Source organism: Pelagibacterium sp., assembly GCF_048264985.1.
Taxonomy (GTDB): domain Bacteria; phylum Pseudomonadota; class Alphaproteobacteria; order Rhizobiales; family Devosiaceae; genus Pelagibacterium.
In genome coordinates, this window is sequence record NZ_JBLXCL010000005.1 from 82308 (window position 1) to 105172 (window position 22865).

At 58.7% G+C, this 22865-nt stretch carries 22 protein-coding genes; 8 read left to right on the forward strand and 14 right to left on the reverse strand.

Annotation, left to right across the window (positions count from 1 at the left end):
• Positions 1 to 5: 5 nt before the first annotated feature.
• The 3 genes from ACN0TA_RS14080 (at position 6) to ACN0TA_RS14090 (ending at position 2456) form a co-directional block, all read left to right on the forward strand.
• Positions 6 to 1502 (forward strand): hypothetical protein, encoded by a 1497-nt coding sequence (locus ACN0TA_RS14080; protein WP_417584005.1) that lies wholly within the window; start codon positions 6 to 8, stop codon positions 1500 to 1502.
• 103 nt (positions 1503 to 1605) lie between these two features.
• On the forward strand, positions 1606 to 1953 hold the full coding sequence (locus ACN0TA_RS14085) for an ArsR/SmtB family transcription factor (RefSeq protein ID WP_417584007.1): 348 nt from the start codon (positions 1606 to 1608) through the stop codon (positions 1951 to 1953).
• Between the two features lie 14 nt (positions 1954 to 1967).
• Complete coding sequence (locus ACN0TA_RS14090; protein WP_417584009.1) at positions 1968 to 2456, forward strand: SRPBCC domain-containing protein; 489 nt, start codon at positions 1968 to 1970, stop codon at positions 2454 to 2456.
• A gap of 31 nt (positions 2457 to 2487) precedes the next feature.
• Here the strand turns inward: ACN0TA_RS14090 and ACN0TA_RS14095 are convergent, their stop codons facing one another.
• From ACN0TA_RS14095 to ACN0TA_RS14105, 3 genes are read right to left on the reverse strand one after another with little or no spacing between them, the layout of a single operon-like run.
• Positions 2488 to 3525 (reverse strand): histidine kinase dimerization/phosphoacceptor domain -containing protein, encoded by a 1038-nt coding sequence (locus ACN0TA_RS14095; protein WP_417584011.1) that lies wholly within the window; start codon positions 3523 to 3525, stop codon positions 2488 to 2490.
• Positions 3526 to 3530: 5 nt separating this feature from the next.
• Positions 3531 to 3974, reverse strand: a complete 444-nt coding sequence (locus ACN0TA_RS14100; protein ID WP_417584013.1) for a response regulator — start codon at positions 3972 to 3974, stop codon at positions 3531 to 3533.
• A 2-nt stretch (positions 3975 to 3976) separates the two neighbouring features.
• Positions 3977 to 5470 (reverse strand): sensor histidine kinase, encoded by a 1494-nt coding sequence (locus ACN0TA_RS14105; RefSeq protein ID WP_417584015.1) that lies wholly within the window; start codon positions 5468 to 5470, stop codon positions 3977 to 3979.
• A 137-nt stretch (positions 5471 to 5607) separates the two neighbouring features.
• Between ACN0TA_RS14105 and ACN0TA_RS14110 the strand changes: the two genes are divergently transcribed.
• The 3 genes from ACN0TA_RS14110 (at position 5608) to ACN0TA_RS14120 (ending at position 9157) form a co-directional block, all read left to right on the forward strand.
• Positions 5608 to 6333 (forward strand): VWA domain-containing protein, encoded by a 726-nt coding sequence (locus tag ACN0TA_RS14110; protein WP_417584017.1) that lies wholly within the window; start codon positions 5608 to 5610, stop codon positions 6331 to 6333.
• Positions 6330 to 7070 (forward strand): DnaJ domain-containing protein, encoded by a 741-nt coding sequence (locus ACN0TA_RS14115; protein WP_417584019.1) that lies wholly within the window; start codon positions 6330 to 6332, stop codon positions 7068 to 7070. Before ACN0TA_RS14110 ends, ACN0TA_RS14115 begins: the two co-directional genes overlap by 4 nt.
• Positions 7071 to 7147: 77 nt before the next feature.
• The gene (locus ACN0TA_RS14120; RefSeq protein ID WP_417584021.1) at positions 7148 to 9157 is read left to right on the forward strand and encodes a BCCT family transporter; all 2010 of its coding nucleotides are present in this window, start codon (positions 7148 to 7150) and stop codon (positions 9155 to 9157) included.
• Here ACN0TA_RS14120 and ACN0TA_RS14125 read toward each other — a convergent pair.
• Genes ACN0TA_RS14125 through ACN0TA_RS14145 form a run of 5 tightly spaced genes read right to left on the reverse strand, consistent with a single transcriptional unit; the run spans position 9138 to position 14537 of the window.
• A complete protein-coding gene (locus ACN0TA_RS14125) occupies positions 9138 to 9572 on the reverse strand; it encodes a GNAT family N-acetyltransferase (protein WP_417584023.1) in 435 nt (144 codons plus the stop codon). The genes ACN0TA_RS14120 and ACN0TA_RS14125 overlap by 20 nt on opposite strands.
• Complete coding sequence (gene edd / locus ACN0TA_RS14130) at positions 9572 to 11386, reverse strand: phosphogluconate dehydratase (RefSeq protein ID WP_417584025.1); 1815 nt, start codon at positions 11384 to 11386, stop codon at positions 9572 to 9574. The genes ACN0TA_RS14125 and edd overlap by 1 nt, the downstream gene beginning before the upstream one ends.
• Positions 11387 to 11437: 51 nt before the next feature.
• Positions 11438 to 12136 carry a 6-phosphogluconolactonase gene (pgl, locus tag ACN0TA_RS14135; protein WP_417584027.1) on the reverse strand — a complete coding sequence of 233 codons (699 nt, stop codon included), beginning with the start codon at positions 12134 to 12136 and terminating at the stop codon, positions 11438 to 11440.
• A 17-nt stretch (positions 12137 to 12153) separates the two neighbouring features.
• Entirely contained in the window at positions 12154 to 13635 is a 1482-nt protein-coding gene (gene zwf, locus ACN0TA_RS14140) for a glucose-6-phosphate dehydrogenase (RefSeq protein WP_417584029.1), read from the reverse strand.
• Between the two features lie 26 nt (positions 13636 to 13661).
• A complete protein-coding gene (locus ACN0TA_RS14145; protein WP_417584031.1) occupies positions 13662 to 14537 on the reverse strand; it encodes a BadF/BadG/BcrA/BcrD ATPase family protein in 876 nt (291 codons plus the stop codon).
• A 164-nt stretch (positions 14538 to 14701) separates the two neighbouring features.
• Here ACN0TA_RS14145 and cobU point away from each other — a divergent pair, with 164 nt between their 5' ends.
• Positions 14702 to 15238 carry a bifunctional adenosylcobinamide kinase/adenosylcobinamide-phosphate guanylyltransferase gene (cobU, locus tag ACN0TA_RS14150; protein WP_417584033.1) on the forward strand — a complete coding sequence of 179 codons (537 nt, stop codon included), beginning with the start codon at positions 14702 to 14704 and terminating at the stop codon, positions 15236 to 15238.
• Here the strand turns inward: cobU and cbiB are convergent.
• The 4 genes from cbiB to cobA all read right to left on the reverse strand — a co-directional run bounded on the left by cbiB (position 15235) and on the right by cobA (position 19926).
• Positions 15235 to 16191 (reverse strand): adenosylcobinamide-phosphate synthase CbiB, encoded by a 957-nt coding sequence (gene cbiB, locus ACN0TA_RS14155; protein WP_417584035.1) that lies wholly within the window; start codon positions 16189 to 16191, stop codon positions 15235 to 15237. The genes cobU and cbiB overlap by 4 nt on opposite strands.
• A complete protein-coding gene (locus ACN0TA_RS14160; RefSeq protein ID WP_417584037.1) occupies positions 16188 to 17654 on the reverse strand; it encodes a cobyric acid synthase in 1467 nt (488 codons plus the stop codon). Before ACN0TA_RS14160 ends, cbiB begins: the two co-directional genes overlap by 4 nt.
• Positions 17651 to 18982 carry a cobyrinate a,c-diamide synthase gene (locus ACN0TA_RS14165; protein WP_417584040.1) on the reverse strand — a complete coding sequence of 444 codons (1332 nt, stop codon included), beginning with the start codon at positions 18980 to 18982 and terminating at the stop codon, positions 17651 to 17653. The genes ACN0TA_RS14160 and ACN0TA_RS14165 overlap by 4 nt, the downstream gene beginning before the upstream one ends.
• Positions 18983 to 19080: 98 nt before the next feature.
• Complete coding sequence (cobA, locus tag ACN0TA_RS14170; RefSeq protein WP_417584042.1) at positions 19081 to 19926, reverse strand: uroporphyrinogen-III C-methyltransferase; 846 nt, start codon at positions 19924 to 19926, stop codon at positions 19081 to 19083.
• A 50-nt stretch (positions 19927 to 19976) separates the two neighbouring features.
• Here cobA and ACN0TA_RS14175 point away from each other — a divergent pair, with 50 nt between their 5' ends.
• Complete coding sequence (locus ACN0TA_RS14175; RefSeq protein WP_417584044.1) at positions 19977 to 20735, forward strand: cobalt-precorrin-6A reductase; 759 nt, start codon at positions 19977 to 19979, stop codon at positions 20733 to 20735.
• On the opposite strand, the gene ACN0TA_RS14180 is transcribed toward ACN0TA_RS14175, so the two are convergent.
• Positions 20710 to 21699 (reverse strand): cobalamin biosynthesis protein, encoded by a 990-nt coding sequence (locus tag ACN0TA_RS14180; protein ID WP_417584046.1) that lies wholly within the window; start codon positions 21697 to 21699, stop codon positions 20710 to 20712. The genes ACN0TA_RS14175 and ACN0TA_RS14180 overlap by 26 nt on opposite strands.
• A gap of 118 nt (positions 21700 to 21817) precedes the next feature.
• Positions 21818 to 22837 carry a LacI family DNA-binding transcriptional regulator gene (locus ACN0TA_RS14185; protein WP_417584048.1) on the reverse strand — a complete coding sequence of 340 codons (1020 nt, stop codon included), beginning with the start codon at positions 22835 to 22837 and terminating at the stop codon, positions 21818 to 21820.
• Positions 22838 to 22865 lie beyond the last annotated feature (28 nt).

Here is a 22865-nt window from a genome sequence, read left to right on the forward strand (position 1 = left end):
CGGCAATGAGCGTTAGCGGACCTCAGGCCATGCGGGCGCTCGACGATGCGCTGCGCGACATACGGCGCGAGGAAGACGACATCACAAAACGCATAGCGCGCGCCAATGAGCGCGTGGGAAAACTGCGTGAGACAGAGTCTGGCCAGTTACGCGCGCTTGCGGCGGTGCGGTTATCGCCCGACGTTCAGAGCGAGCTTGCGGGTAAACTTAGCCAGGCGGAAACGCGGGCGCGTGAAATGCTCAAGAACCATGCCGCTGCAATGGCGGATATGGAAAAGACACTGGCCGCCAAGGAAGCCGCACTCGCCAAACTGAGTACCGAGCGGCAGGAGCTTCTGGAAAACGCAGCCGAATGGCAGGCTGAGATCGATGCGCTGGACGCTCCGGTCAAGGCTGCATTGGCCAATGACCCGGCTTATGGCGGGCTGATCGCAGAGCGCAACGAGACCGAAAAGGTGGCTATCGAAGCCGATCGAAAGGCCGACATGGCCGAGGCCGACCGCGAGGAAAAGGGGCGCCCCTATCGAGATGACCCCTTGTTTTCTTATCTGTGGGATCGTGGATATGGTACGGTCGACTATAGCGCCGGCAACATTACGCGCATTCTAGATGCCTGGGTTGCGCGCCTTGTTGGCTTTGCCAAGGCTCGGCCCAATTATGCGATGTTGATCGCCATTCCAGACCGACTGCGCGAACATGCCGAAAAACTTGCCCAGGACACCGATGCGCTCGACACCCGGGTAAACGATCGAGAAAGAGCCGCGCTCGACGCTGCGGGTGGTGGAAAGGCGCGCACGGCAATTGAAGCTGCCCAGGCACGCGTTGATGCAATCGATGCAGAGCTGCTGACCATCGAAGATGCGCGCGAAGACCTCACGGAAAAGCAAAAACAGATTGCCGATGGCGGCGATCCGACCTTCGCCGGTGCCGTTGACATGTTGGCCGAAGCGATCGGCGGCACAGGCATAGAAAAACTTCTAGCCGAAGCGCGAGCCACGCGCACTGATGAGGATGACGCCATTGTGGTGCGGCTCGAACAAACGCGACGACGCATCACTGAGGAGCAGCTCGAACTCGACGATGAGCGCAGCCGCCTCAAGGTGCTTGAAGCGCGCCGCCGTGAACTTGAAGACATTGAGTTTGAGTTCAAGAAGTCTCGCTATGATCACCCGCGCTCGCGGTTTGGAAATGACAAACTGGTCGGCGATCTGCTGACCGAGTTCCTCAAGGGCGGGATGACCGCCGCTGCGTATTGGGGACAATGGCGCCAATCCCAGGATTGGACCGGCTCATCGGGGCCGATCGTCCCGACCTCACGGTCGCGCTCATCGAAGTCGAAAGGCAGTTTTCCCCTCCCTCCCGGTGGCTTTTCGCCACGCCCGCCTTCAGGTGGCAATTGGGGCGGTTTTTCGCGGCCGCGTGGTGGCGGCATGAGCGGCGGCGGGTTTAAAACCGGCGGCGGTTTCAAAGGCGGCGGATTTAAAACCGGCGGCGGCTTCTGATCTTTTTATAGCCCTGAACATTTGCGTAGTGGTTCGCGCTCTTGACGGGTTATCACTCGCGCTATATTAAACCAACTAGTTTACAACTTTTTGGTTTAATTAAATGACCTCAATCGACCCTCTTAGCCAGGTTTTCGGCGCTCTCGCCGATCCGACGCGACGTGCGATCCTTGCTCGCCTTTCTAAGGGTCAAGCAAGCGTGGGGCAGTTGGCCGATCCACACGCGATGAGCCTTGCCGCCGTATCCAAGCATATCAAGGTGCTCGAGAACGCTGGCCTGATCGCGCGCAAGAAAGATGCGCAGTTCAATTACTGCACGCTGACCGCGTCGCCCCTGAAGGATCTCCAGGGCTGGCTGGATGCGTATCGGAAATTCTGGGACGAAAGCCTCGACCAGTTCGAAGATTACATTGCTCACCTTCAGCGCGCCGATCTCAATTCAAAACAGTGACAAGAGGCATTCACATGAGCGACACAATTATCGAGCTTCCCTCCAAAACGCCAATCATCACGTTTACCCGAACCTTTGCTGCTCCCCGCGCTTTGGTATGGAAAGCCTATACCGAACGCGAACACGTGGCGCGGTGGTGGGGTCCAAGATCCATCGGATCCGTCGAGATTATTGAGCATGACTTTAGGGCCGGCGGCCGCTGGCGCTATGTGCAGGATGTCCAGGATATCGGCAAAGTAACGTTCTTTGGACGCTTTATCGAGATCGATGCGCCCGAGGGCTATGTAAACACTTTCGGATTTGAAGGCCCATTTGGATCGACCGAAGGCAATGAAGGGCGCGAAACCCAGCGCTTTGAAGATCTGGGTGAAACGACGCGATATGTCGGAACGTCATATTTCGATGATCTCGCAACGCGCGATGCAGCCGCTGCATCCGGCATGGAGGGTGGCGCGCGCGAACAGATCGAGCAATTCGCGCGCTATGTTTCCGAACTGGCATAGAGGCCACAAGGATTGTGGCGAAAGGCGCGGTTCAGATCTCAATCTGAAGGCGGGCGCGGGTACCTTGTGCGACAGCTTCATAGTTGAGCGAAGCACCCAGCCCGCTGGCTGTTGCAGCGATCACGCGAGAGCCGACGCCGGTACCATGAACCTTGCCCTCGCCCGTCCATCCGATGCCGTCGTCTTCAACGATGATCTCGAAAGTGCCCGGCACGACCTGACTTGCTTTGACCCGGATCTCCCCGACTTCACGGTCCCGGTAGGCATATTTGGCCGCGTTGGTGACAAGTTCATTGACGATGACGCCGACAGATACGGCCTTATCCGTGGGAATACGAATAGGTTCGGCCACCAGTTTGATATCGGCTGCTGAGCCATCAAGACTCATTGACGCCTGAATTTCGCTGGCGAGATTGCCCAGATAGGAATCGATTTCGACAAAGCGGACATCGTCCGTTGTGTAAAGTCGCTTGTGAATCCCGGCGATAGCCGAGATGCGTCCCTGGGTTTCAGCCAAGGCTTCCTTTGCAGCCGGATCAGCAACGGCCGAGGCCTGAAGCCTGACCAGTGCCGCTACCAAAGCGAGCGAATTGGCCACGCGATGGTTCACTTCGGCAAGCGCGAGCTCCGCACGCTCTTTTGCTGCACGCAATTCGCGCTCTGCCTGCTCGCGTGACTTGCGCAGGCGCGAGGTCATGATGGCCTGCTCGACCGCATTGCTCAACAGTTCAAGAAAGTCTTCACCGACAGTCTTGAGGACATAATCGGCGGCACCGGCTTTAAGTGCTGAGACAGCGATTGCAGCTTCGGTGGAGCCCGTTACATAAACGACAGGTGGGGCCTCTACCCCGGCTGCGACCTGTTCGAGCATACCCAGGCCAGTACCATCACCCAAATAGTGATCGAGCACGAGCACATCGATGTCACCCACCGCAAGCCGCTCGAAACCCTCGTCGGCGCAGGTAACGTGAATGATCTCGCGCCCCTCGCGCCCAAGAACTCTCTGGACCAATCGCCCCAGGGCTGGGTCGTCATCAACGTAGAGGATGTTGGCGGGTGTGTTCGGCATTTGCCTCACGCGGTCTCCGGAACCTGCATGACAGAAAAGAACATCCCGAGCTGACGGATGGCGTTGGCAAAGCCGTCATAATCGACGGGCTTTGTTATGTAGACATTCGCGCCAAGGTCATAACAACGCTGAATCTCGCGCTCGTCATCCGTCGTGGTCAGCACCACAACGGGCGTGCGCTTAGTGTGAGGATTGGCTTTGACCTTTTCGAGAATCGAAACCCCCGTCATGTCGGGCAGATTAAGATCGAGGAGGATCAGGTAGTGCCGGTGCGCACTCACCGTCCCGCTGCCGTCCTGTCCGAAAAGATAGGTAAGGGCGTCGGTACCATTCACAAAAGGAATGATCTCATTGTTCACCCCTGCGCGGCGAATGTTCTTCTCGATAAGGCGAGCATGACCGTCATCATCTTCGACCATCAGGATCGTGACGGGTTTGGCATCGGTCATTTTCAGTCCTTGCTTCTCGCGATCGCGCGCAGGTCAGGCGCGATAATTACTGTAAACGTGGTTCCATGTTCGGCATTGGATTGCAATTGGATATCGCCGCCAAGGTTACGGGCCATTATCCGCACGTGAGCGAGCCCAATACCCTCTCCGGGGACACTTTGATTGCCCGATCGGCGAAACAATTCAAACACGCGGTCGTGATCGTCAGCAGATATTCCACGGCCATTGTCAATCACATCAATGATAATCCGACCGTCGCGTTCCTGACGGCCGTTCACGGCAATGGCGATAGGGCGCTCTGGATGCCTGTATTTTATGGCATTGTCGAGAAGGTTTCCCAAAATCTGCTCCAGTGCCAAACGGTCTGAAAACACCGGCGGCGTCGTTACCTTAACATCGACATCGCCTTCGGTCTCCGCAACCTGGTGGCGAACGGCAGCTACCGCTGACTCCGCGAGTGCTTCAAGATCGATACGCTCAGCCTTGAGTTCGCGCCGCCCCTCGCGTGAAATCTTGAGAATGGCGTTGATCAAGCCGTCCATCTTTTTTGTCGAGGAGCGAATAAATCCAATCGCTTCGGGCAGATCTTCGGCAGCAGTCTGGCGCGCTTCGACCAGCACAGGATCGTCAGGATTGTCCGGATGACTTTCGACCAACGCGTTTATCGGTCCCAGTGACGCCTCAAGCTCGGAGGTAAAGCCCATGATATTGACCAGAGGGGCACGCAAATCATGGGTCACGATATAGGCGAAACGCTGCACCTCTTCATTGGCGCGCATCAGATCGCGTGTCCGTTCGCCGACCCTGGCCTCCAGATCACGATTAAGCGTTTCCACCTCGGCGCGAGCGGTATCGATTTCCCGCGTATAGCGCAACACGAGCCAAGCCGCACCGCCCACCACGGCGACAATCACCAAAGCTCCAAGAAGTGCGATGATCCGCAATGCACCCACTGCGCCACGCTGTTCCATCACCCCGTCGATAGTGCGCTGGTCGGCAGAACTGACGATGGCATCGAGTAGAGTCCGGATACGCTCCATCGTCACTTCTCCCTGATCTGTCCGGACCAGATCGAGAGCAGATTCGAGATTGCCCTCTCGCGCCAACTCGAGCGTCCTGTCGAGTTCGTCAAGTTTGGCATCTATATCGACGCGCATCTGCTCCATTGCCTGCTCGGCCTGGGGATAGGAGACCAGGAGCTGGTTGAGCCGCTCATAAGCAGGAACTATGCTATCGATTACGTCGCGGTAGGGCTCAAGATAGCGGTTGTCGAGGGTCAGCAAATAACCACGTTGGCTCGATTGAGCACTCTGGAGAAGATTCCTCAAATCCACGGCGGCTATGCGTGCTGTGCGCGCTTCGGTGACCTCGTCAAAATGGGCTCCATTGCGCTCAACGAGCCAAATTGTCGTACCGACAATCCCTATGAGTGCAAGAAGGCCAACTATGATGAGCGCAAGGCTGGACCGGGCGAAGCCCTTTGACGATATTGGCATTTTCGATGATGGAGCCCGGAAATCATGGCACTGGTTTTCACTTTTGCAGCAAAATCGATCACGACACAAGCAGTACCGCCAGCCTGGACTTGCAGGGTGTCGAACGGCGGCCCATATTCATAGCAAAAGGAGAGGACGTGGCCGAAAAGACACCAACAAAACCCGCGACGTCAACGCAAGTTGATGAGCCAGCATCCCATGCCGAGGTTGCCGACTTCGTTGCCAAAGTGGGTGCCATGAACGCGACAAAGACAAGAAGTGCCGGCGAGCGCGGCAGGTTGCTCTTTGCCATGGACGCCACAATGAGCCGTCAGCCCACATGGGATCTGGCATGCCAACTACAGGGCGAGATGTTTGAAACCGTAGCCAAGACCGGCGGTCTTGACGTTCAGCTCATCTATTTCCGGGGGTTTGGAGAATGCCGGGCCTCGCGTTGGGTTTCCGATGCACGGGCGTTGGCAGGTCTGATGACCGGCATCGACTGCCGGGGCGGGCACACGCAGATGTCCAAGGTATTTGCCCATGCCCGAACCGAGCACAATTCCAAAAAAATCAATGCCGTCGTTTATGTGGGCGACGCCATGGAAGAGGACATCGACAAGCTAGCCCAGAAAGCAGGCGAGCTGGGATTGCTGGGGTGCCCGATGTTCCTGTTTCAAGAAGGTCATGACCCTTTAGCACAGACAGCGTTCAAAGAGTTTGCACGACTGACAAAAGGTGCCTATGCGCGGTTCAATGCTGGCGCGGCAGCTGAACTGGCTGCGCTGCTCCGTGCGGTTGCGGCCTATGCCAGTGGCGGACGGGCCGCGCTCAAGCTTCAACAGGGCGGGACGGCAAAACTGCTGCTCGAACAGCTTTCATGATCTGGTTCGTGCTCGCCGGCGCAACAGTGCTGATCGGTATCTATCTTTACTCGCTCTTTTTAAGGGCTGAGATTCGTCAACTGGTGCGAACACTGCGCTGGGTTGTCGGTGGCGGACTGATCGTTGGCGCCGCGCTTATGGGGCTACGGGGACAGATGCTGCTTGCCAGTTTTATGGCGGCTGGCGGGTTGGGCGTGATCATGCGTGGCCGACTTGGACCCATCGATTTTGGTGCAGGCATGTCCAGTCCGAACAATGTCTCGGCTGTGTCTTCGCGTTATCTCGACATGCGGCTCGAACATGAGACCGGGGCGGTTTCGGGCATCGTGCGCACGGGGCATTTTGCGGGTCGAGACCTGAGTGCATTGTCCGCCGAGGAGTGCTGGGCATTCTATGATGAGGTGAGTGACGATCCGGACTCGCTGGCGCTCTTCAAGAGCTGGCTCGATGCCAATCGCGCCGGGTGGCGCGATTACTTTGCCGACGAGTTCGGCATGGAGACCGAGAATGACGATCCTGAGGATGCGCACAACAGCGCGCCCACTGTCACCGGGCTTGAAGAAGCATATGAAATGTTGGGACTAAAGCCCGGAGCCGGTCCGGATGCCATCAGAGCTGCGCACCGCAAGCTGATGAAAAAGGTCCACCCCGATACTGGCGGATCAGCTTTTCTTGCCGCCAAGATCAACCAGGCGAAGGACTTACTGCTCAAGGAGACGACATCGCGCAAACCTTGAGGACGTGATCCGGAAAAGTCTTTGGAACATTTCCTAGCGAAGGTACGTTGCCCTTCGTTAAAGCATTAGGGGGACGTATGCCGGGCTTCGTCATCAATCCGCCGGTCTTTTTTGGATCGATCGTTATCATATGCCTGTTTTTAGCCGTGGGAATCGTGGCCCCGGATCAGGCAGAGGTCTTTTTTCGAGATCTCCAATCTCTCATTCTGGTCAATTTCGGGTGGCTGTATCTGCTGGCCGTCGGCATCATGTTGATCGCAGTTGTGCTGTTCGCAGTCTCTCGATTTGGCAACCTCAAACTCGGGCCCGACGATTCAACGCCTGATTTTGCCTACCATTCCTGGATTGCCATGCTGTTTGCAGCCGGCATGGGCATCGGGCTGATGTATTACGGCGTTGGCGAACCTGTCAGCCACTATGCTTCGCCGCCCGAAGCCGACCCTTATACGATCGAGGCCGTCCGCGAGGCGATGACCTCGACCTTCTTCCACTGGGGTGTGCATGCCTGGGCGATCTATGCAGTCGTAGGGTTAGCGCTTGCCTATTTCGGTTATCGCTACAATCTGCCACTGACCATCCGGTCAGGCCTTTACCCGCTGCTTAAAGACCGCATTCACGGTCCGATCGGCCACGTCGTCGACATTTTTGCCATCGTGGGCACCATGTTCGGCCTGGCGACTTCACTAGGCTTGGGCGTGAACCAAATCGGCGCCGGGCTGGACTACCTTATTGGCTTTCCAAACACTCCACAAATGCAGGTTATGCTGATCGCCATAATTACGGCGGTGGCAAGCATTTCCGTGATGACCGGCCTCGACAAGGGGGTGCGCATCCTGTCCGAGACCAACCTGGCCGTTGCTGTGCTTTTGATGGTTTTCGTGCTCATCGTCGGCCCCACTGGCGATTTGATGCGCGATCTTGTCCAGAACGTTGGGTTGTATTTCGACAGGTTCATTCTCAAGACCTTCAACATCTATGCTTACGAGCCGCGCAGCTGGGTTGAGGATTGGACACTGTTCTACTGGGCCTGGTGGATTTCCTGGTCACCGTTCGTTGGCATGTTCATCGCACGGATATCGCGCGGTCGAACCGTACGCGAGTTCCTTGTGGCCGTACTTTTCATTCCCGCGGGCTTCACCTTCATCTGGATGACCGTATTCGGCAACACCGGTATCTTCGTCGACATGACGCTCGCCGGTGGGCAACTGAGCACTGCGATCGGAGACGACATTTCTGTCGGTCTTTTTCAGTTCTTCGAGTACCTGCCACTGAGTGGCATCACCTCGACACTTGCGATCATGCTGGTTGCCGTGTTTTTCATCACATCGTCAGACTCGGGCTCGCTGGTCATCGATACGATCGCTGCTGGCGGTGAAACCTCTACAAAGCCGATTCAGCGCCTGTTCTGGTGCGCGTTCGAAGGGATTGTCGCCTCGCTACTGCTTTTGGCAGGCGGCCTTGCTGCCTTGCAATCGGCCACAATTGCCAGCGCCCTGCCCTTTACCTTCGTCATGTTGGCACTGATCTGGTCGCTGTTCGTTGGTATGCGGGCAGATCTGGCCCAAACCCTCGCGCCGGCCGGCACGAGCCTTCCGCAACCTGCGGCGGGAGTCACCTGGCAAAGGCGGCTGGCCATGATGCTGCGCGCACCGAACCAGAAGGAAGTCGATGGCTTCATTTCCAAAGAAGTCGTTGCCGCACTTGAATCGGTCAAGGCTGAAATGGAGAAACGTGGCCGAACTGCTGAGGTGACCGAAAACGGAGAAACCGGCGGCGCCGCGCTGACGGCCCCTGCCGATGGCGTTCGCGACTTTATTTATGGGGTGCACAGAGCCGAGCACCGTCTGCCAGCATTTTCAGCGCTGGAGGCATCGCGACCGGACCTTCGCTATGAAGCTCGTACGTATTTCTCCGACGGCAGCAAGGGCTACGACATCATGGGCCTGAACCGCGACCAGATCATCACCGACGTTCTGGTCCAGTTCGAGCGCTATTTGGCACTTGTAGCTTCGCCTGCCTCGCAGATCCTTTCGGTTGCCCCCGAGCATGCGCCCGAGGCCGTGGAGGTCAGTAGTTCTTCATCTTGAGATGGGGAATGCCGGCATCCATAAACTGGTCGCCATATGCAACAAAACCAAGACGGGCATAAAAGCCCGTCTTGTCGGCCTGGCTCTCGAGATAACATCGCGGCTGTCCCGCAGCTTCTGCCTGCGCCAGGGCAAAACAAACGAGCCTGGCGCCAAGCGATTTGCCCCGATGCGACGCCGCGACCGCGACACGGCCGATCTTAGCGTGTTCGGGCTTGAACAGAATACGAGCGACGGCAACGACAGTCCCATCCATGACGCCTACTAAATGGGTTGCCGTCAGATCATGCTGGTCGTGCTCAAGCTCGGCTGGCACAGCCTGCTCGATGACAAAGACTTCACGCCGCAACGCAAAGCCAAGATTGCACAGCGGCGAAAATACCGGCACTGCCAGCAACGTCAGTTCGGGTTCCATCAGGCAAAAACGCTGGCGCCACGATCGGCTGGACCGACCAAGTGACGGAAACCGGCAAACAATTCGCGCCCCATGCCGTAGTGCTGCTCGGACAGATCTTCGGTCGCCGCGGTGCGAGCGTCAAATTCACCGGCGTCGCCAAGGTATTGGAGCGTCCCTGCCTCGGCATCGAGCCGGAGCATATCGCCATCTCTAAGTTTGGCGATGGGACCACCATCGGCAGCTTCCGGCGTCATATGAATTGCGGCGGGCACCTTGCCCGAAGCGCCTGACATGCGACCGTCAGTGACCATCGCAACCTTGATGCCACGATCCTGAAGAATACCCAGGGCGGGGGTCAGCTTGTGCAGCTCGGGCATACCAATGGCCTTGGGGCCCTGAAACCGGACAACGGCAATGAAATCGGAAGTCAGCTCGCCTGCCTTGAACGCATCCTGCAGCCCCTGCTGGGTATGAAAGATCCGAGCAGGCGCTTCGACAAGTCGGTTTTCAGCTTTGACGGCCGAAATCTTGATAACCGACTTGCCCAGATTGCCCGATAGGAGCTTTAGCCCCCCGGTTTTGGCGAAGGGTTCACTGGCAGTTGTGAGGACTTTGGGATTGCCGCTCTGGGCTGGCGCGGGCGTGAACGACAGTTCCTGCTCGATATAGCGCGGCTCTTTGGTATAGGCGTCCAGGCCCTTGCCCCACACGGTCGTTACATCGTCATGCAGATATCCGGCATCGCGCAGTTCGCGGATCAGGAAGCCCATGCCGCCGGCGGCGTGGAAATGGTTCACATCGGCAAGCCCGTTTGGATAGACACGGGCAAGAAGGGGTACGACGTCGGAGAGTTTTGACATGTCGTCCCAGGTGATTTTCAGTCCCGCCGCGTTGGCCATAGCGATCAAGTGCATGGTGTGGTTCGTCGAGCCACCTGTTGCGAGCAGTCCCACGAGACCGTTGACTATGGATTTTTCGTCTATGACGTGTCCGGCCGGAGTATATTCGTTGCCCTGAGACGTAATCGCCAAAGCGCGTTTGGCAGCGGCCTTTGTCAACGCATCACGCAATGGGGTGCCCGGATTGACAAAGCTTGATCCGGGCAGGTGCAAACCCATGATTTCCATGAGCATCTGGTTGGAGTTTGCGGTGCCGTAGAAGGTGCAGGTGCCGGGGCCGTGATAGGATTTGCTTTCGGCTTCGAGCAACTGATCGCGCCCGACCTTGCCTTCCATGTGCAGCTGGCGAACCTTGGCTTTCTCGTCATTGGGCAGACCGGTTGTCATGGGACCGGCTGGGATGAAGATTGCAGGCAGGTGTCCAAACGTCAGTGCCGAGATGACGAGTCCGGGAACGATCTTATCGCAAATGCCAAGAAACACCGCCGCGTCGAACATGTTATGGGACAGGCCAACGGCTGCTGCCATAGCGATCACATCTCGCGAGAAAAGCGACAGATCCATGCCGAGCTGGCCCTGGGTCACGCCATCGCACATGGCTGGAACGCCGCCTGCAACCTGGGCTACACCGCCCGCCTCGCGCGCGGCATCGCGGATGATTGCCGGATAGGTTTCATAGGGCTGATGGGCCGAGAGCATATCGTTGTAAGAGGTGATGATGCCCAGATTGAGAGCCTGATCGCTGGCAAGCTGAGCCTTATCGGACGGACCGCACGCAGCGAAACCATGGGCGAGATTACCACACGAAAGTGCCGAGCGATGCACGCCCTGCGCGCGCGCCTTGTCGAGACGATCGAGGTACGTACCGCGGGAAGCCTCCGAGCGCTTTGCAATGGCGTCGGTTACATCCTTGATTGCAGTCTTTACGGTCATGGTCGCCTCCTTAGCGAGGATGAAGGAGGTGACCCTGGGTCTGGTTTGGCCTCAGGGACACCAGAAGAGAGAAACTGGAATGTGGCTTTGCGAAAGCACGGCGCGCACCGGCATGGCTTCAACCGGTCCGGTTTGAAGCGCATTGTCGAGAACCTGTGCCTTTTCATCGCCTTCGATATGGAGGTAGAGCGCACGCGTTGCTATGAGGCGCGGCAGCGTGAATGTGACCCGTGGTTCGCCGGCGCCGGGCGCTGTGATGGCGATCACTGGCCCATCGGAATTGAGTGCATCCTGAAGCGTATCGCCGCCGGGGAAAAATGATGCTGTATGCCCATCGGTGCCCATTCCAAGAATTACGGCATCGAACGGCATTGGCAGCCTGCTCAGAGCGGTTGCGGTTTCTGCTATGCCTGTTGCATCGGGCTGGGACGTACCGGAAAAAAGCGGGATAAAGCTCGCGTTGGCTGCCGGTCCGACAAGAAGATGGTCTTTGACCAGCCTGGCGTTCGAGCGTTCGGATGTTTCGTCCACCCAGCGCTCGTCTACAAGCGTGACTGTCACATTCTCCCAATCCACATCCTCGCGGGCGCCCAGCACCTCGAAAAACCGCTTTGGAGTCGAGCCACCCGAAACGGCCAATGAAGCTGCGCCGCATTCGTCCAGTCCGGCATTGAGGTTTTCGGCGACAGCATCAGCCAAGGCTTCTGCCAGCCGCTCCTTTGTCGAAAAGACATTGCGCTCGATGGTCATCGCGATCTCCAGGTGTTTCAGTCGTCGCCTTCGTGCCATGTTCGGCCATCGCGTTCGATCAGCGCGACCGATGCCGTCGGACCCCATGTTCCCGCAGTATAGGTCTGGGGGGTATCTGACGCATTGTCCCAGGCTTGCCGGATCGGGTCGATCCAGCGCCAGGCGGCTTCGAGTTCGTCGCGGCGCATGAACAACGTCTGGTTGCCGCGAATGACGTCCATCAACAACCGTTCATAGGCTTCAGGGGTCCGTTCTGTGAAGGTTTCCGCAAATGATAGGTTCAAAGGCACTTCACGCAGACGCATGCCTCCGGGCCCAGGATCCTTGATCATCAGGAAGAGTTTCACACCTTCATCAGGCTGAAGGCGCAGAACAAGCTTGTTAGGCTTGGGAGCACCTTCGGCATGGTCGAAAATCGAATGAGGGATGCTGCGGAACTGGATGACAATTTCAGAAACGCGTGACGGCAAACGCTTGCCCGTGCGCAGGTAGAACGGCACACCCGACCAGCGCCAGTTCTCAACCTCTGCCTTGATCGCCACGAAAGTCTCGGTTTTCGAGCCTTTTTTGTCGTCCGGAAGTTCGTCCTGATAGGACGCAACCGAACCGCCATTGACCGCGCCGCCCTTGTACTGGCCCCGGACCGTGCATTTGGAGACATTGTCGCCCGTTATTGGCTTGAGCGAGCGCAAGACCTTGAGCTTTTCGTCGCGCATGGCATTGGCATCATCGGAAGCGGGCGGCTCCATTGCAACCAGGCACAAGAGCTGCAGCATATGGTTCTGAACCATATCGCGCAGGGCGCCTGAACTGTCGTAATAGCCTCGCGTGCCAGCGCCCACGTCCTCGGCCACTGTGATCTGGACGTGATCGATATGAGCGGCGTCCCAGATCGGCTCGAACAAGATGTTGCCAAAGCGCAGAGCAAGAAGGTTCTGGACGGTTTCCTTGCCGAGATAATGATCGATCCGATAAACCTGATCTTCGGCGAACACCTCGGAGATCGCATCGTTGATTTCCATCGACGATTCGAGGTCCTGCCCAAGAGGCTTTTCAACAACGACACGGGCATCGCGACGCCAGTACCCCTTGTTGTCGAGATATTCGCAGATCGGACCGAACAGCGCAGGGGCGACCGCAAGGTAAAACGCACGCTCGACTTCCGGGTCGGTGCGCAGCGCCTTTTCGAGATCCGCCCAGCCCGACTTGTCGCTCACATCATTGGCGACATAGGAAAAGCACGAGACGAAACGCGAAATGATATCTTTGTGCTGATAGTCTTTATCGACAAACTCGGTCACCGCTTGCCGGGCGAATTTCTGGAAATCAGCATCGGACAATTCTGAGCGCGATACGCCAATGATGCGCGAGCGCTCGTCAAACTGACCATCAGCAAATCGGTGATAAAGCGCCGGGATCAGTTTGCGTCTGGTCAGATCACCAGTGGCGCCGAACACCACATAATCGAATGGCTGGACCGGAATAATGCGTGCGGACAAGGACAAGCCTCCGTCTTGGGTGCGGTTTAGCGGGCGGCGTTCTGGCGGGCCAGGATTACAGCGCCATGCAAGGGTTCGGCGCGGGGCAGAGAGACGAAATCGCCATAGCGGATTTCGAGCAAAGACATCAGCCTTTGACCAAAACCACCGACAATGGCGAGTCTGTCTGCACCACAGGATTTGAAGTAAGACACATACCGGTCGATATGGCCAAGCTCGATTTCCATCAATTCGGCTGCGACCGGGTCCCCTTTTTCAAAATATTCGATGAAAAGCGGCATCAACGCCCCGTAATCGGCGGGCTGGCGCCGGTCAAAGCTCCAGGCCATTACCGCATTGAGATCGCCGCCCAGTTCAGCAATCACCGCCTCGGTAAGCGGCGATGTGGGAACAAGTCCATCGCTGGCTTCGACGGCGTGCCGGACGAGGTCTCGCCCCAGAATGGCGCCCGACATCTGATCGCCGATATAAAAGCCCCAGCCGCCAACCTGATAGCGTTTGCCATCGACAAGAGCCATGCCAGCCGAGCCGGTGCCAACGATAATAACAGCGCCGTCCTCGCCTTCGTGAGCGCCGGCACGGGCGATATCGATGTCATCATAGACAGTGACGTGGGCGAAAGGCCATGGCCGCAACGCAAACGCTTCTCGGGCGGAGGGCAGGCGCGCGCCCGCCATACCGAAACAGGCTTCCGTGTTTGCGGTTTCACCATAATCGAGCCCGGCGAGTGCAAACACCTGGCGTGTACCTTCCTGTATGGAGGCATAGGCCGGGTCACCGCCCTCGAGCTGGAGATTGGATCGGCCGCCGCGAGCTTCGGCGAGCGTTTTCATGTTGGCGTCGGCGAGACGAATGCGGCAATTGGTGCCGCCGCCATCAACGCCGAGGAAGTATTTGGGCACGATCGGATCAGCTCCCCGTTTTTCGCGGCGGACCATACTGCGCTTGCGCATAGGACGAAAGTATTATGAGGTCAAATCGTAAATCGGCCAGGTGAAGCGATCAGGCTGGTTGAAGAGGCGAACGGCCGGGCCCATTTTAGCCCCGGACACAGACTGCGGAGGGCATGTCATTGGCTGATCATATCCTAGTCCTCGGGGGCACGCGCTCGGGCAAGACCGCTCTTGCCGAACGGATTGCCCTGCGATCGAGTTCAACACCCGCCTATCTGGCGACTGCCGAGGCGTTGGACGATGAAATGATTGAGCGGGTGTCGGCCCACCAGCGCAGCCGTGAGGGACGCTTTGCGACCATTGAGGAGCCGTTGGAGCTACCCCAAGCACTGTTTGCCGCGGCGCAGGCTCATGATGTGATCCTTGTGGATTGCCTGACGCTGTGGATCACAAATTTGCTGAGCATGGAACGCGACGTCGCCGAAGAGGTCGATCTGTTGGTTGAAGTGCTTGAGAACATGGCCGATACACAGGTCATCCTGGTTTCCAACGAGGTGGGACTTGGGATCGTGCCGGATAATGCTCTGGCTCGCACCTTCAGGGATTTGACCGGTGCTGCACATCAGGAGTTGGCCGGGATTTGCGAGCACGTATATTTTGTTGTTGCCGGATTGCCCATGGTGGTCAAAGGCAAACCGCCGGCGCTCTAAAGGACCATCCGCATAACCGCCCAGACGGCCAAAGCGCCAAGCGCGAACAGCATTGCCCGATCGTAGAGCCTTATGGCAGTTGCGATATCGTCGGCAGAGAGTTCTCGTTTTCCAGTGCCCATTCCAGGTAGATCGAGGGTTTTGCCACTATAGGCCCGTGGGCCGCCAAGGCTGAACCCAAGCGCACCGGCCATGGCCGCCTCCGGCCAGCCTGCGTTGGGAGACGCGTGGCCAGGCGCGTCTCGGAGAGCGGTTTCCCAAGCGGCTCTTGCATCGGCGGAGGGCATGGCGCGGGCAGCCAGCGCGATCAGGCCAGCGGTCAAACGCGCCGGGACAAAATTGACCAGATCATCCAGCTTTGCAGACGCCCAGCCGAAAGCGGCGTGACGTTCCGAGCGGTGACCGATCATGGAATCTGCTGTGTTGATGGCTTTATAAACGGCGGCTCCGGGCAAGCCGAACAGGGCAAGAAACAGCATGGGAGCGATTACACCGTCGGACGTGTTTTCGGCCAAAGTCTCGATAGCGGCTCGGGACACTTCGGCTTCATCAAGCTGCGCGGTGTCTCGGCCGACGATGTGAGCGACCGCAATGCGGGCTGCCTGGATACCGTCTTTTTCCAGCGCCCTGGCGACACTGAGCACTGCGTCTCGAAGAGACTTTTGAGCAATCAGCGTGGACGCAAGAAGGATCTCAAACAGCCAGCCAAAAGGCACAAAGTGCAGCAATTGCTGGATGCCGAGCGTAACGGCCAAGGTTACCAGGACCACCGCGATAATGGCGAAAACGCCCCATATCCTACGGGATTCAAAGGGTTTTCCGGGGTCGTTGTAGCGTCGATCGAGCGCGTCAATCAGGTTTCCGATCCAGATGACGGGGTGGCCAATCCGGTCGGTCACCCAGGCCGGGTAGCCGATAAAGCGCTCAAAGATTGCAGCAAGAACAGCGATCAAGTCTGCGGCTCCCGGGCGAGTACAAGGATGCCATCAAGGTCGAGATGGGTCTCGAGATGGTCGGCAAGATCATCCAGAGTTTTGTCGATCATGGCATCAAACTCAAGGAGCGGATCGCTGGAAACGCCAAGGTCTGCAAGGAACTGGCGCCGGAAAGCATCGGCGGCGAACAGTCCGTGCAGGTAAGTGCCCATGACTTTTCCATCCGCAGATCGGGCGCCTTCAGGCATGGCATCGACCATGGCGAAGGGTCTTTGCGTGTCCGGGCCGAGCGTCGTGCCCATGTGCATGTGATAGCCGGTGAGCTCGAGGTTTGAGGCTGCGTCGGTTGCGGTTTCGAGGCGGAGTTGCTTGACACCTTCCAGACGGGTCGAGACATCGAGATGACCAAGTCCTTGCGTTTCACCGGCTTTACCTTCGATGCCATCGGGATCGGCAACCAGACCACCGAGCATTTGATAGCCACCGCATATGCCCAGGACATGCCCGCCGGCCCGGATATGGGCGGCGATGTCGATATCCCAGCCTTGCTGCCGCAGGACATCGAGGTCGGCGCGCGTGGCCTTCGTGCCGGGGATTATGATGAGATTGGCACGGCGCGGGATGGGCTGGCCGGGCTGGACGATGACAAGGCGGACACCGGGTTCGGCGCGCAGGGGATCGAGGTCGTCGAAATTGGCGATGCGTGCCAGACGCGGCACAGCAATAATCGTCTCGGCTTCATTTTGTTCAATACTTTCAAGGGCCAGGACGTCCTCCGCCGGGAGGTATCTGGCGGCATCAAAATAGGGAATGACCCCGAGACACGGGCGCGACGTACGGGTTTGTACGATGTCGCGGCCTGCGTCGAACAGGGCCGGATCGCCATGAAACTTGTTGATCAGCGTTGCCGCGATCAGATCGGTATCGGTGGGATCAATGACGGCAAAGGTGCCCACCAGCGATGCGATGACGCCGCCACGATGAATATCACCGACCAGAATGACCGGAATTTTCAATTGCTGCGCGAAACCGAAATTGGCGATGTCGCCATCGCGCAGATTGACTTCCGATGCACTTCCCGCGCCCTCGACGATGATGAGATCATTTTGGGCAGCAAGCAGTTTAAACGCGTCGGTGACGGCGGGCATAAATTGGCCGCGCGCGGCAAAATACTCGCGGGCGGACATTGATGCGACGCGCTTCCCTCCGATAACCACTTGAGATCCCGTGTCTTTCTCCGGCTTGAGCAGTACGGGGTTCATCAAAGTGGTCGGCTGTTTGCGGGCCGCCCTGGCCTGCAGGGCCTGCGCGCGACCGATCTCGCCGCCGTCTTGGGTGACAGCTGCGTTATTCGACATATTTTGTGGTTTGAACGGCGCGACAGCAAGGCCACGATTTGCAAATGCCCGACAAAGTCCAGCTACTATCAATGACTTACCGACGTCAGAACCGGTTCCCATGACCATGATTGCCCGTGTCATGCCGGTGCGCCTTCGATGATGTGAGCGTAAGAGCCCATTACGTTTTCGCGCACGCAACCCATGGGATCGAGCGGGCTGCCAAGGGCGTCAACTGCACCAAACAATGGCGCTAAAATGTATGGAGTTGAGTGTTCTGGCGCCCCAGATTGCCGCGAATAGTGAAATTCGTGCGCACATAATTTTTCGGGCCAAGGCAGTGGTGATGTGTGGGTAAGGCGGCGATAGCCCAGCACACGTTTAGGGCGATCTATGGATGTGGAGACCGGCAGGAGGCCAGCCATCTGGTGGGTGGCTCCGGATTTGTCCGTAAGAGTTTGTCCCAGAACCATGTAGCCACCGCATTCGCCGTAGATCAGCGCCCCGCTGTCTCGAGCTGCGATAAGTCCCGATTTGAACCCTGACGCGTTGGCGAGGGTTTCACCATGCAGTTCAGGGTAGCCACCGGGCAGAAAAACCGCATCGACGTCCGGATCGGGTGCCTGATCTTCCAGGGGCGAAAAAAAGCTGAGCGCAGCGCCCCCACTATGCCAACTGCCAAGCAGATGGGGATAAATAAAAGCAAATGCCGCATCATGGGCGATGGCTATACGCTGGCCGAGAGGTGGAAGGCTGGGGGCCCGCGCGGCGGGCACAACCGGGGCGGCGATGGCGCCAAGGAGGCGAAAATCGAGATGGGTGGTCATCACAGCGCCGGCGCGGGCCAGATAAGCGTCGATGCCCTCGATATCGCCCGGCAGGACCAGACCGAGATGACGCTCGGGCAGCGCGAGATCGGTGCGGCGCGCGATGGCACCAAGACAGGCCAGCCCGGTTTTGGCCAATGCGCCACGCAGCATGGTTTCGTGCCGGTCTGACGCGACCTTGTTGAGAATAACCCCGGCGATTTCGACATCCTCGCGCCATGAGGCAAATCCATGCACGAGCGCGGCAACCGATTGGGCCTGCCTGTCACAATCGACGACGAGAATGACCGGCAGATTAAGAGTTGCGGCCAGATCGGCGGTCGAACCCTTGCCATCTATTGCGGAATCGAAAAGCCCCATGACGCCTTCGACAAGCAAGATGTCATTGCCTTTTGCATGATCGGCGGCGCGCGCTTTGAGCGTCGCCGCATCCATCGCCCACGGATCGAGATTGATACAGGCCGACCCGGCGGCCCGGGCCAGAAAGGCGGGATCGATATAGTCGGGGCCGGTCTTGGCGGGCGCGACCCGATAGCCCGAGTTGACCAGAGCGCGGGCGATGCCGAGCGTGGTTGCCGTCTTGCCCGAGCCTGAGCGTGGGGCGGCCACGACAAAACCGCGTGGGGATGAAGTCATGTCAGGCATGAAACAGCTCCTGGCCCGTATACGGCCATTGGTGCGCCTTGGCAGCGGTGGGACGAGGCGAGCGCGGGCGAGACAACGTGTCATCGCTGTGGAGCGGTTCAGCCAAAGCTGTTCTCCCGCAGCGTTGCTGCGTACCACTCGAAGGATTCGCGGTAACGCGATACCGGGCCAAGGACGATGATGGCCGGGGTCGGAATGCTAGCGTCGGCAAGATCTCCTGCCCCATCCAATCTCAATTCGCGCACTGACTGATCGGGCAAGGCAGCATTGGACACAATGGCAACGCGATCTGCCGGATCGCGACCGGCAGCGATCAGCTTTTCGGCAATCGAGGGGAGATGCTTGACGGCCATATACATGACAATGACCGGAGAGGCCGTTGCGATTGCAGCCCAATCGACCCCCTGGGGGATGCCGCCCTTTTCATCGTGGCCGGTCAGAAAGATGACTGTGTGATTTGTATCGCGATGGGTAACAGGAATGCCCGCATAGGCCAGCCCGCCGATGCCCGCCGTGATACCGGGGACGATGCGGAAGGCAATGTTTTCGCGCACGAGGGTCTGAACCTCTTCGCCACCACGCCCGAACATCATCGGATCGCCCCCTTTGAGGCGAAGCACACGCTTGCCGGCGCGGGCGTGTTCGACAAGCTTTAAGGTGATGTCGGCCTGTTTGGGCGAGGGCTTGCCACCCCGCTTGCCCGCATAGATCTTCTCAGCTTTGGGGTTCGCCATATCGAGCACGCCGGGATTGACCAGCGCATCATAGACAATGACATCTGCAGCGCCGAGCGCATGATAGCCCAACAAGGTGATGAGACCGGGCGCACCCGGCCCGGCCCCGACCAGCCACACCGAACCGGGCGCAAAGGCGGGAAACCGGCCAGCATCGAGTCGAGCGAAATGGCCAGATGTCGTCAATTTGCGCTTGAGCCAGCCCAGCATTGCTTTCCCGTTTCAATTTTCAAAAGGCTGTATAAAGCTATGGCATGGAAATGAGCAATCGCGACACCGCCGGCAGGCGCATATTGATGCTTGGTGGCACAAGCGAGGCGCGGGCGCTGGCCGGCACGCTGACCGATGCAGGCTATGGGCTGATCACGTCTTTGGCCGGGCGGACCGCCGCGCCGCGCTCGCTGCCCGGAAACGTACGGATCGGCGGTTTCGGCGGCAGTACGGGGCTGGCCGACTATCTGCGCGCCAACGCGATCGACCTGCTTGTCGACGCAACCCACCCCTTTGCTGCGCAAATTTCCGCAAATGCGGTTGAAGCGGCGCGCGAGGCCGGAATACCCCTGCTCCGGCTAGAGCGCCCGGCCTGGGACAGGCCATCGGGAGCAAACTGGGTTGAGACCGGGTGCATCGAGGATGCGGCGGACGCGCTCCCCAAGGGGGCGCTGGCCCTTTTGACAGTGGGCCGGCAGGAGTTGGCGCCCTTTGCAGCGCGGACCGACTGCCGTTTTGTCGCGCGCATGATCGATGTCCCCGACCGGTTGCCTGACGACTGGGTGGCGATTGCGGCGCGCGGGCCATTTACGCTCGAAGGCGAGTTAAGATTGTTGACCGATTATCAGATCACCCATCTGGTGACCAAAAATTCCGGCGGCGCGCAGGTTGGGGCCAAGCTCGACGCTGCCGCAAAACTATCAATTCCCATGATCGTTGTCGCGCGGCCCCATCTGCCCGCGGCGGAAACACTGGCCAGTGTGGATGACGCATATCAGGCTATCATACGGGTTTTCCGAACCGATTGACGTCCAGAGGGGTATCGGCCCGACCGAGTGCGCACGTAACATTGCCGGCAATCTGTTTGGGAGCGATGAGCGCGCCGGCCTTGATGGCAACCGCCTCGCAGACGCCAGCAACCCCGATGGCAGCCTCGACCGCAGCCGATGGATTGACCAGGCGCTTTTTTTCCCTGTCGATTTCGCGGCGGGTAAATGTGCGCAGCGGCACGCTGAAATGATCTGCGGCCTCAAGCAGCGCCGGAGTTCTGCCATGGGTGTGAATGGTAGCCAAGGCGGCCAACGCCATTGGGGCGATGCCTGCGGTTTCGAGCGTTGAGCGCACGAGCGAGACGACCTCGGATGTCTCTGCCCTGCTGGTGCAGCCCAGGCCGGCCACAACGGTTTTTGGATGAACAAGAAGGCCTGGGCCAGGCACCGGGCTTTCGGTGAGGCGCAAGAGCTGGCTGCCATCGCGCGACACAGGATATCCGGCAAGCTCAAGCCAGCCCGACAGCCCCTCGACCCTGAGTTTTTCACCCTTCAAAAGCGCCGCCATGAGTGGGCGCACCGCTTGGGGGTTGGCAACGACATAACCTGGCGGCGGGTCGTCGAGCGAGAAATCATAGAGCGTATCGGAAGTGGCGGTGACAGCGGCAAAGCCACGAAAGCCATCGGCAATCCAGCGGGCGAGCGCATTGGCGCCACGGTGGCTGCCCAACAGCGGCACTGCCACCTTGCCATCGGCAGACACCGCAACAACCGGCGGCTCGGAACTCTTGTCACCCAGATTGCCATCGAGCAGCCTGATAAGGGCGCCGGTGGCGCATATCCCGACGATGGGCACGCCCTGGCCATAGGCGGATGTAACCAAGGGCGCGGCATCGGGCCGGCCCGAGCCACACAGGTGCACCGGTGCTCCCAGAAGCTGGGCCACGTGGCGGGCAATCTCGTCGCCGCGAGGCGAGGTGGAAAATACGAGCGGGGTTTTCAACGCCGGACATTAACTTGAGTGACAGAGTTCAGTTTTTTCGCCTAGCATGGTTGGCGATGGCGGGCAATCATTTGGCGCAGCCACAATCGAGAGAAACACGCGCATCGGGCAATGGCGCTCAAGGCTGGCGGGCAACCGAGTCGCGCGGGACCAGATGGACTGGCAGTTCAATGATGGGCAGGTCCGATCTGGTGCGATGTTCGATAATGTCGAGCACCAGGTTCATGGCGTGACGGCCCATTTCCTCCTTGGGCTGATGCACCGTGCTCAGACCAGGGACGTAGGTGTCGGCGAGCACGATATCGTCGAATCCCATGACCGAAAGCTCATCAGGAACCGAAACGCCATAGCGGTTCAATTGGGAGATAAAGCCCATTGCCGCTTCGTCATTGGCACAGAAGATGGCGGTGGGCCGCTCTTTGAGCGAAAGAAAGCTCTGGGCGGCGGCGCGCCCGCCAATGGCGGAAAACCCACCCTCGAAAAACCATGTATCGTTGACGGTAATGCCCGCTTCACCCAGCGCCCGACGCAACCCATTGGCCCGTGCCCGGCGAACCGGCGTGCGGTGAGGACCATAGGCGTGACCGATGCGGGTGTGCCCCATCTCGATGAGATGCCTGCCCGCTATATAGCCTGCACGCTCATTGTCGATGAGGATATGAGGCACGCGGATATAACCGCGCTCCTCGCTCATGGCGACTATGGGCGGGGTGCCCGCATAGAGCTTTTGCAGCAGCAAGAGATCGTGATCGGCAATCTCGTGCCCGGACAGCAAGATGACGCCATCGACCTTTGCCGTGCGCAGGTTCGACAGGATCAGATCCTGGGTGCCTCCTGGACTGGGATTGGCGATAATGATGGAATAGGCCGACGCTTCGGCGCGGCGCTGGATGCCGCGAAAGATCTCCGAATAATAGATGTTGCCGATATCGCTTGCCACAACGAGCACGGTATTGGCGCGTTGTTTCTTGAAATTGCGCGCCGTTTCCGACTGCACGTAATGAAGGGAATCGACGGCCTCCTGAACCTTACGGCGCGTCTTTTCAGTGACAGTTTCGGGCGCGTTGATGGCCCGCGAGACGGTTGCCGTCGATACGCCAGCCTGGCGTGCCACGTCTCCGATTGATGGTCTTTTCACTTCCGCTTGTCCCAAGCGCTCGATTATC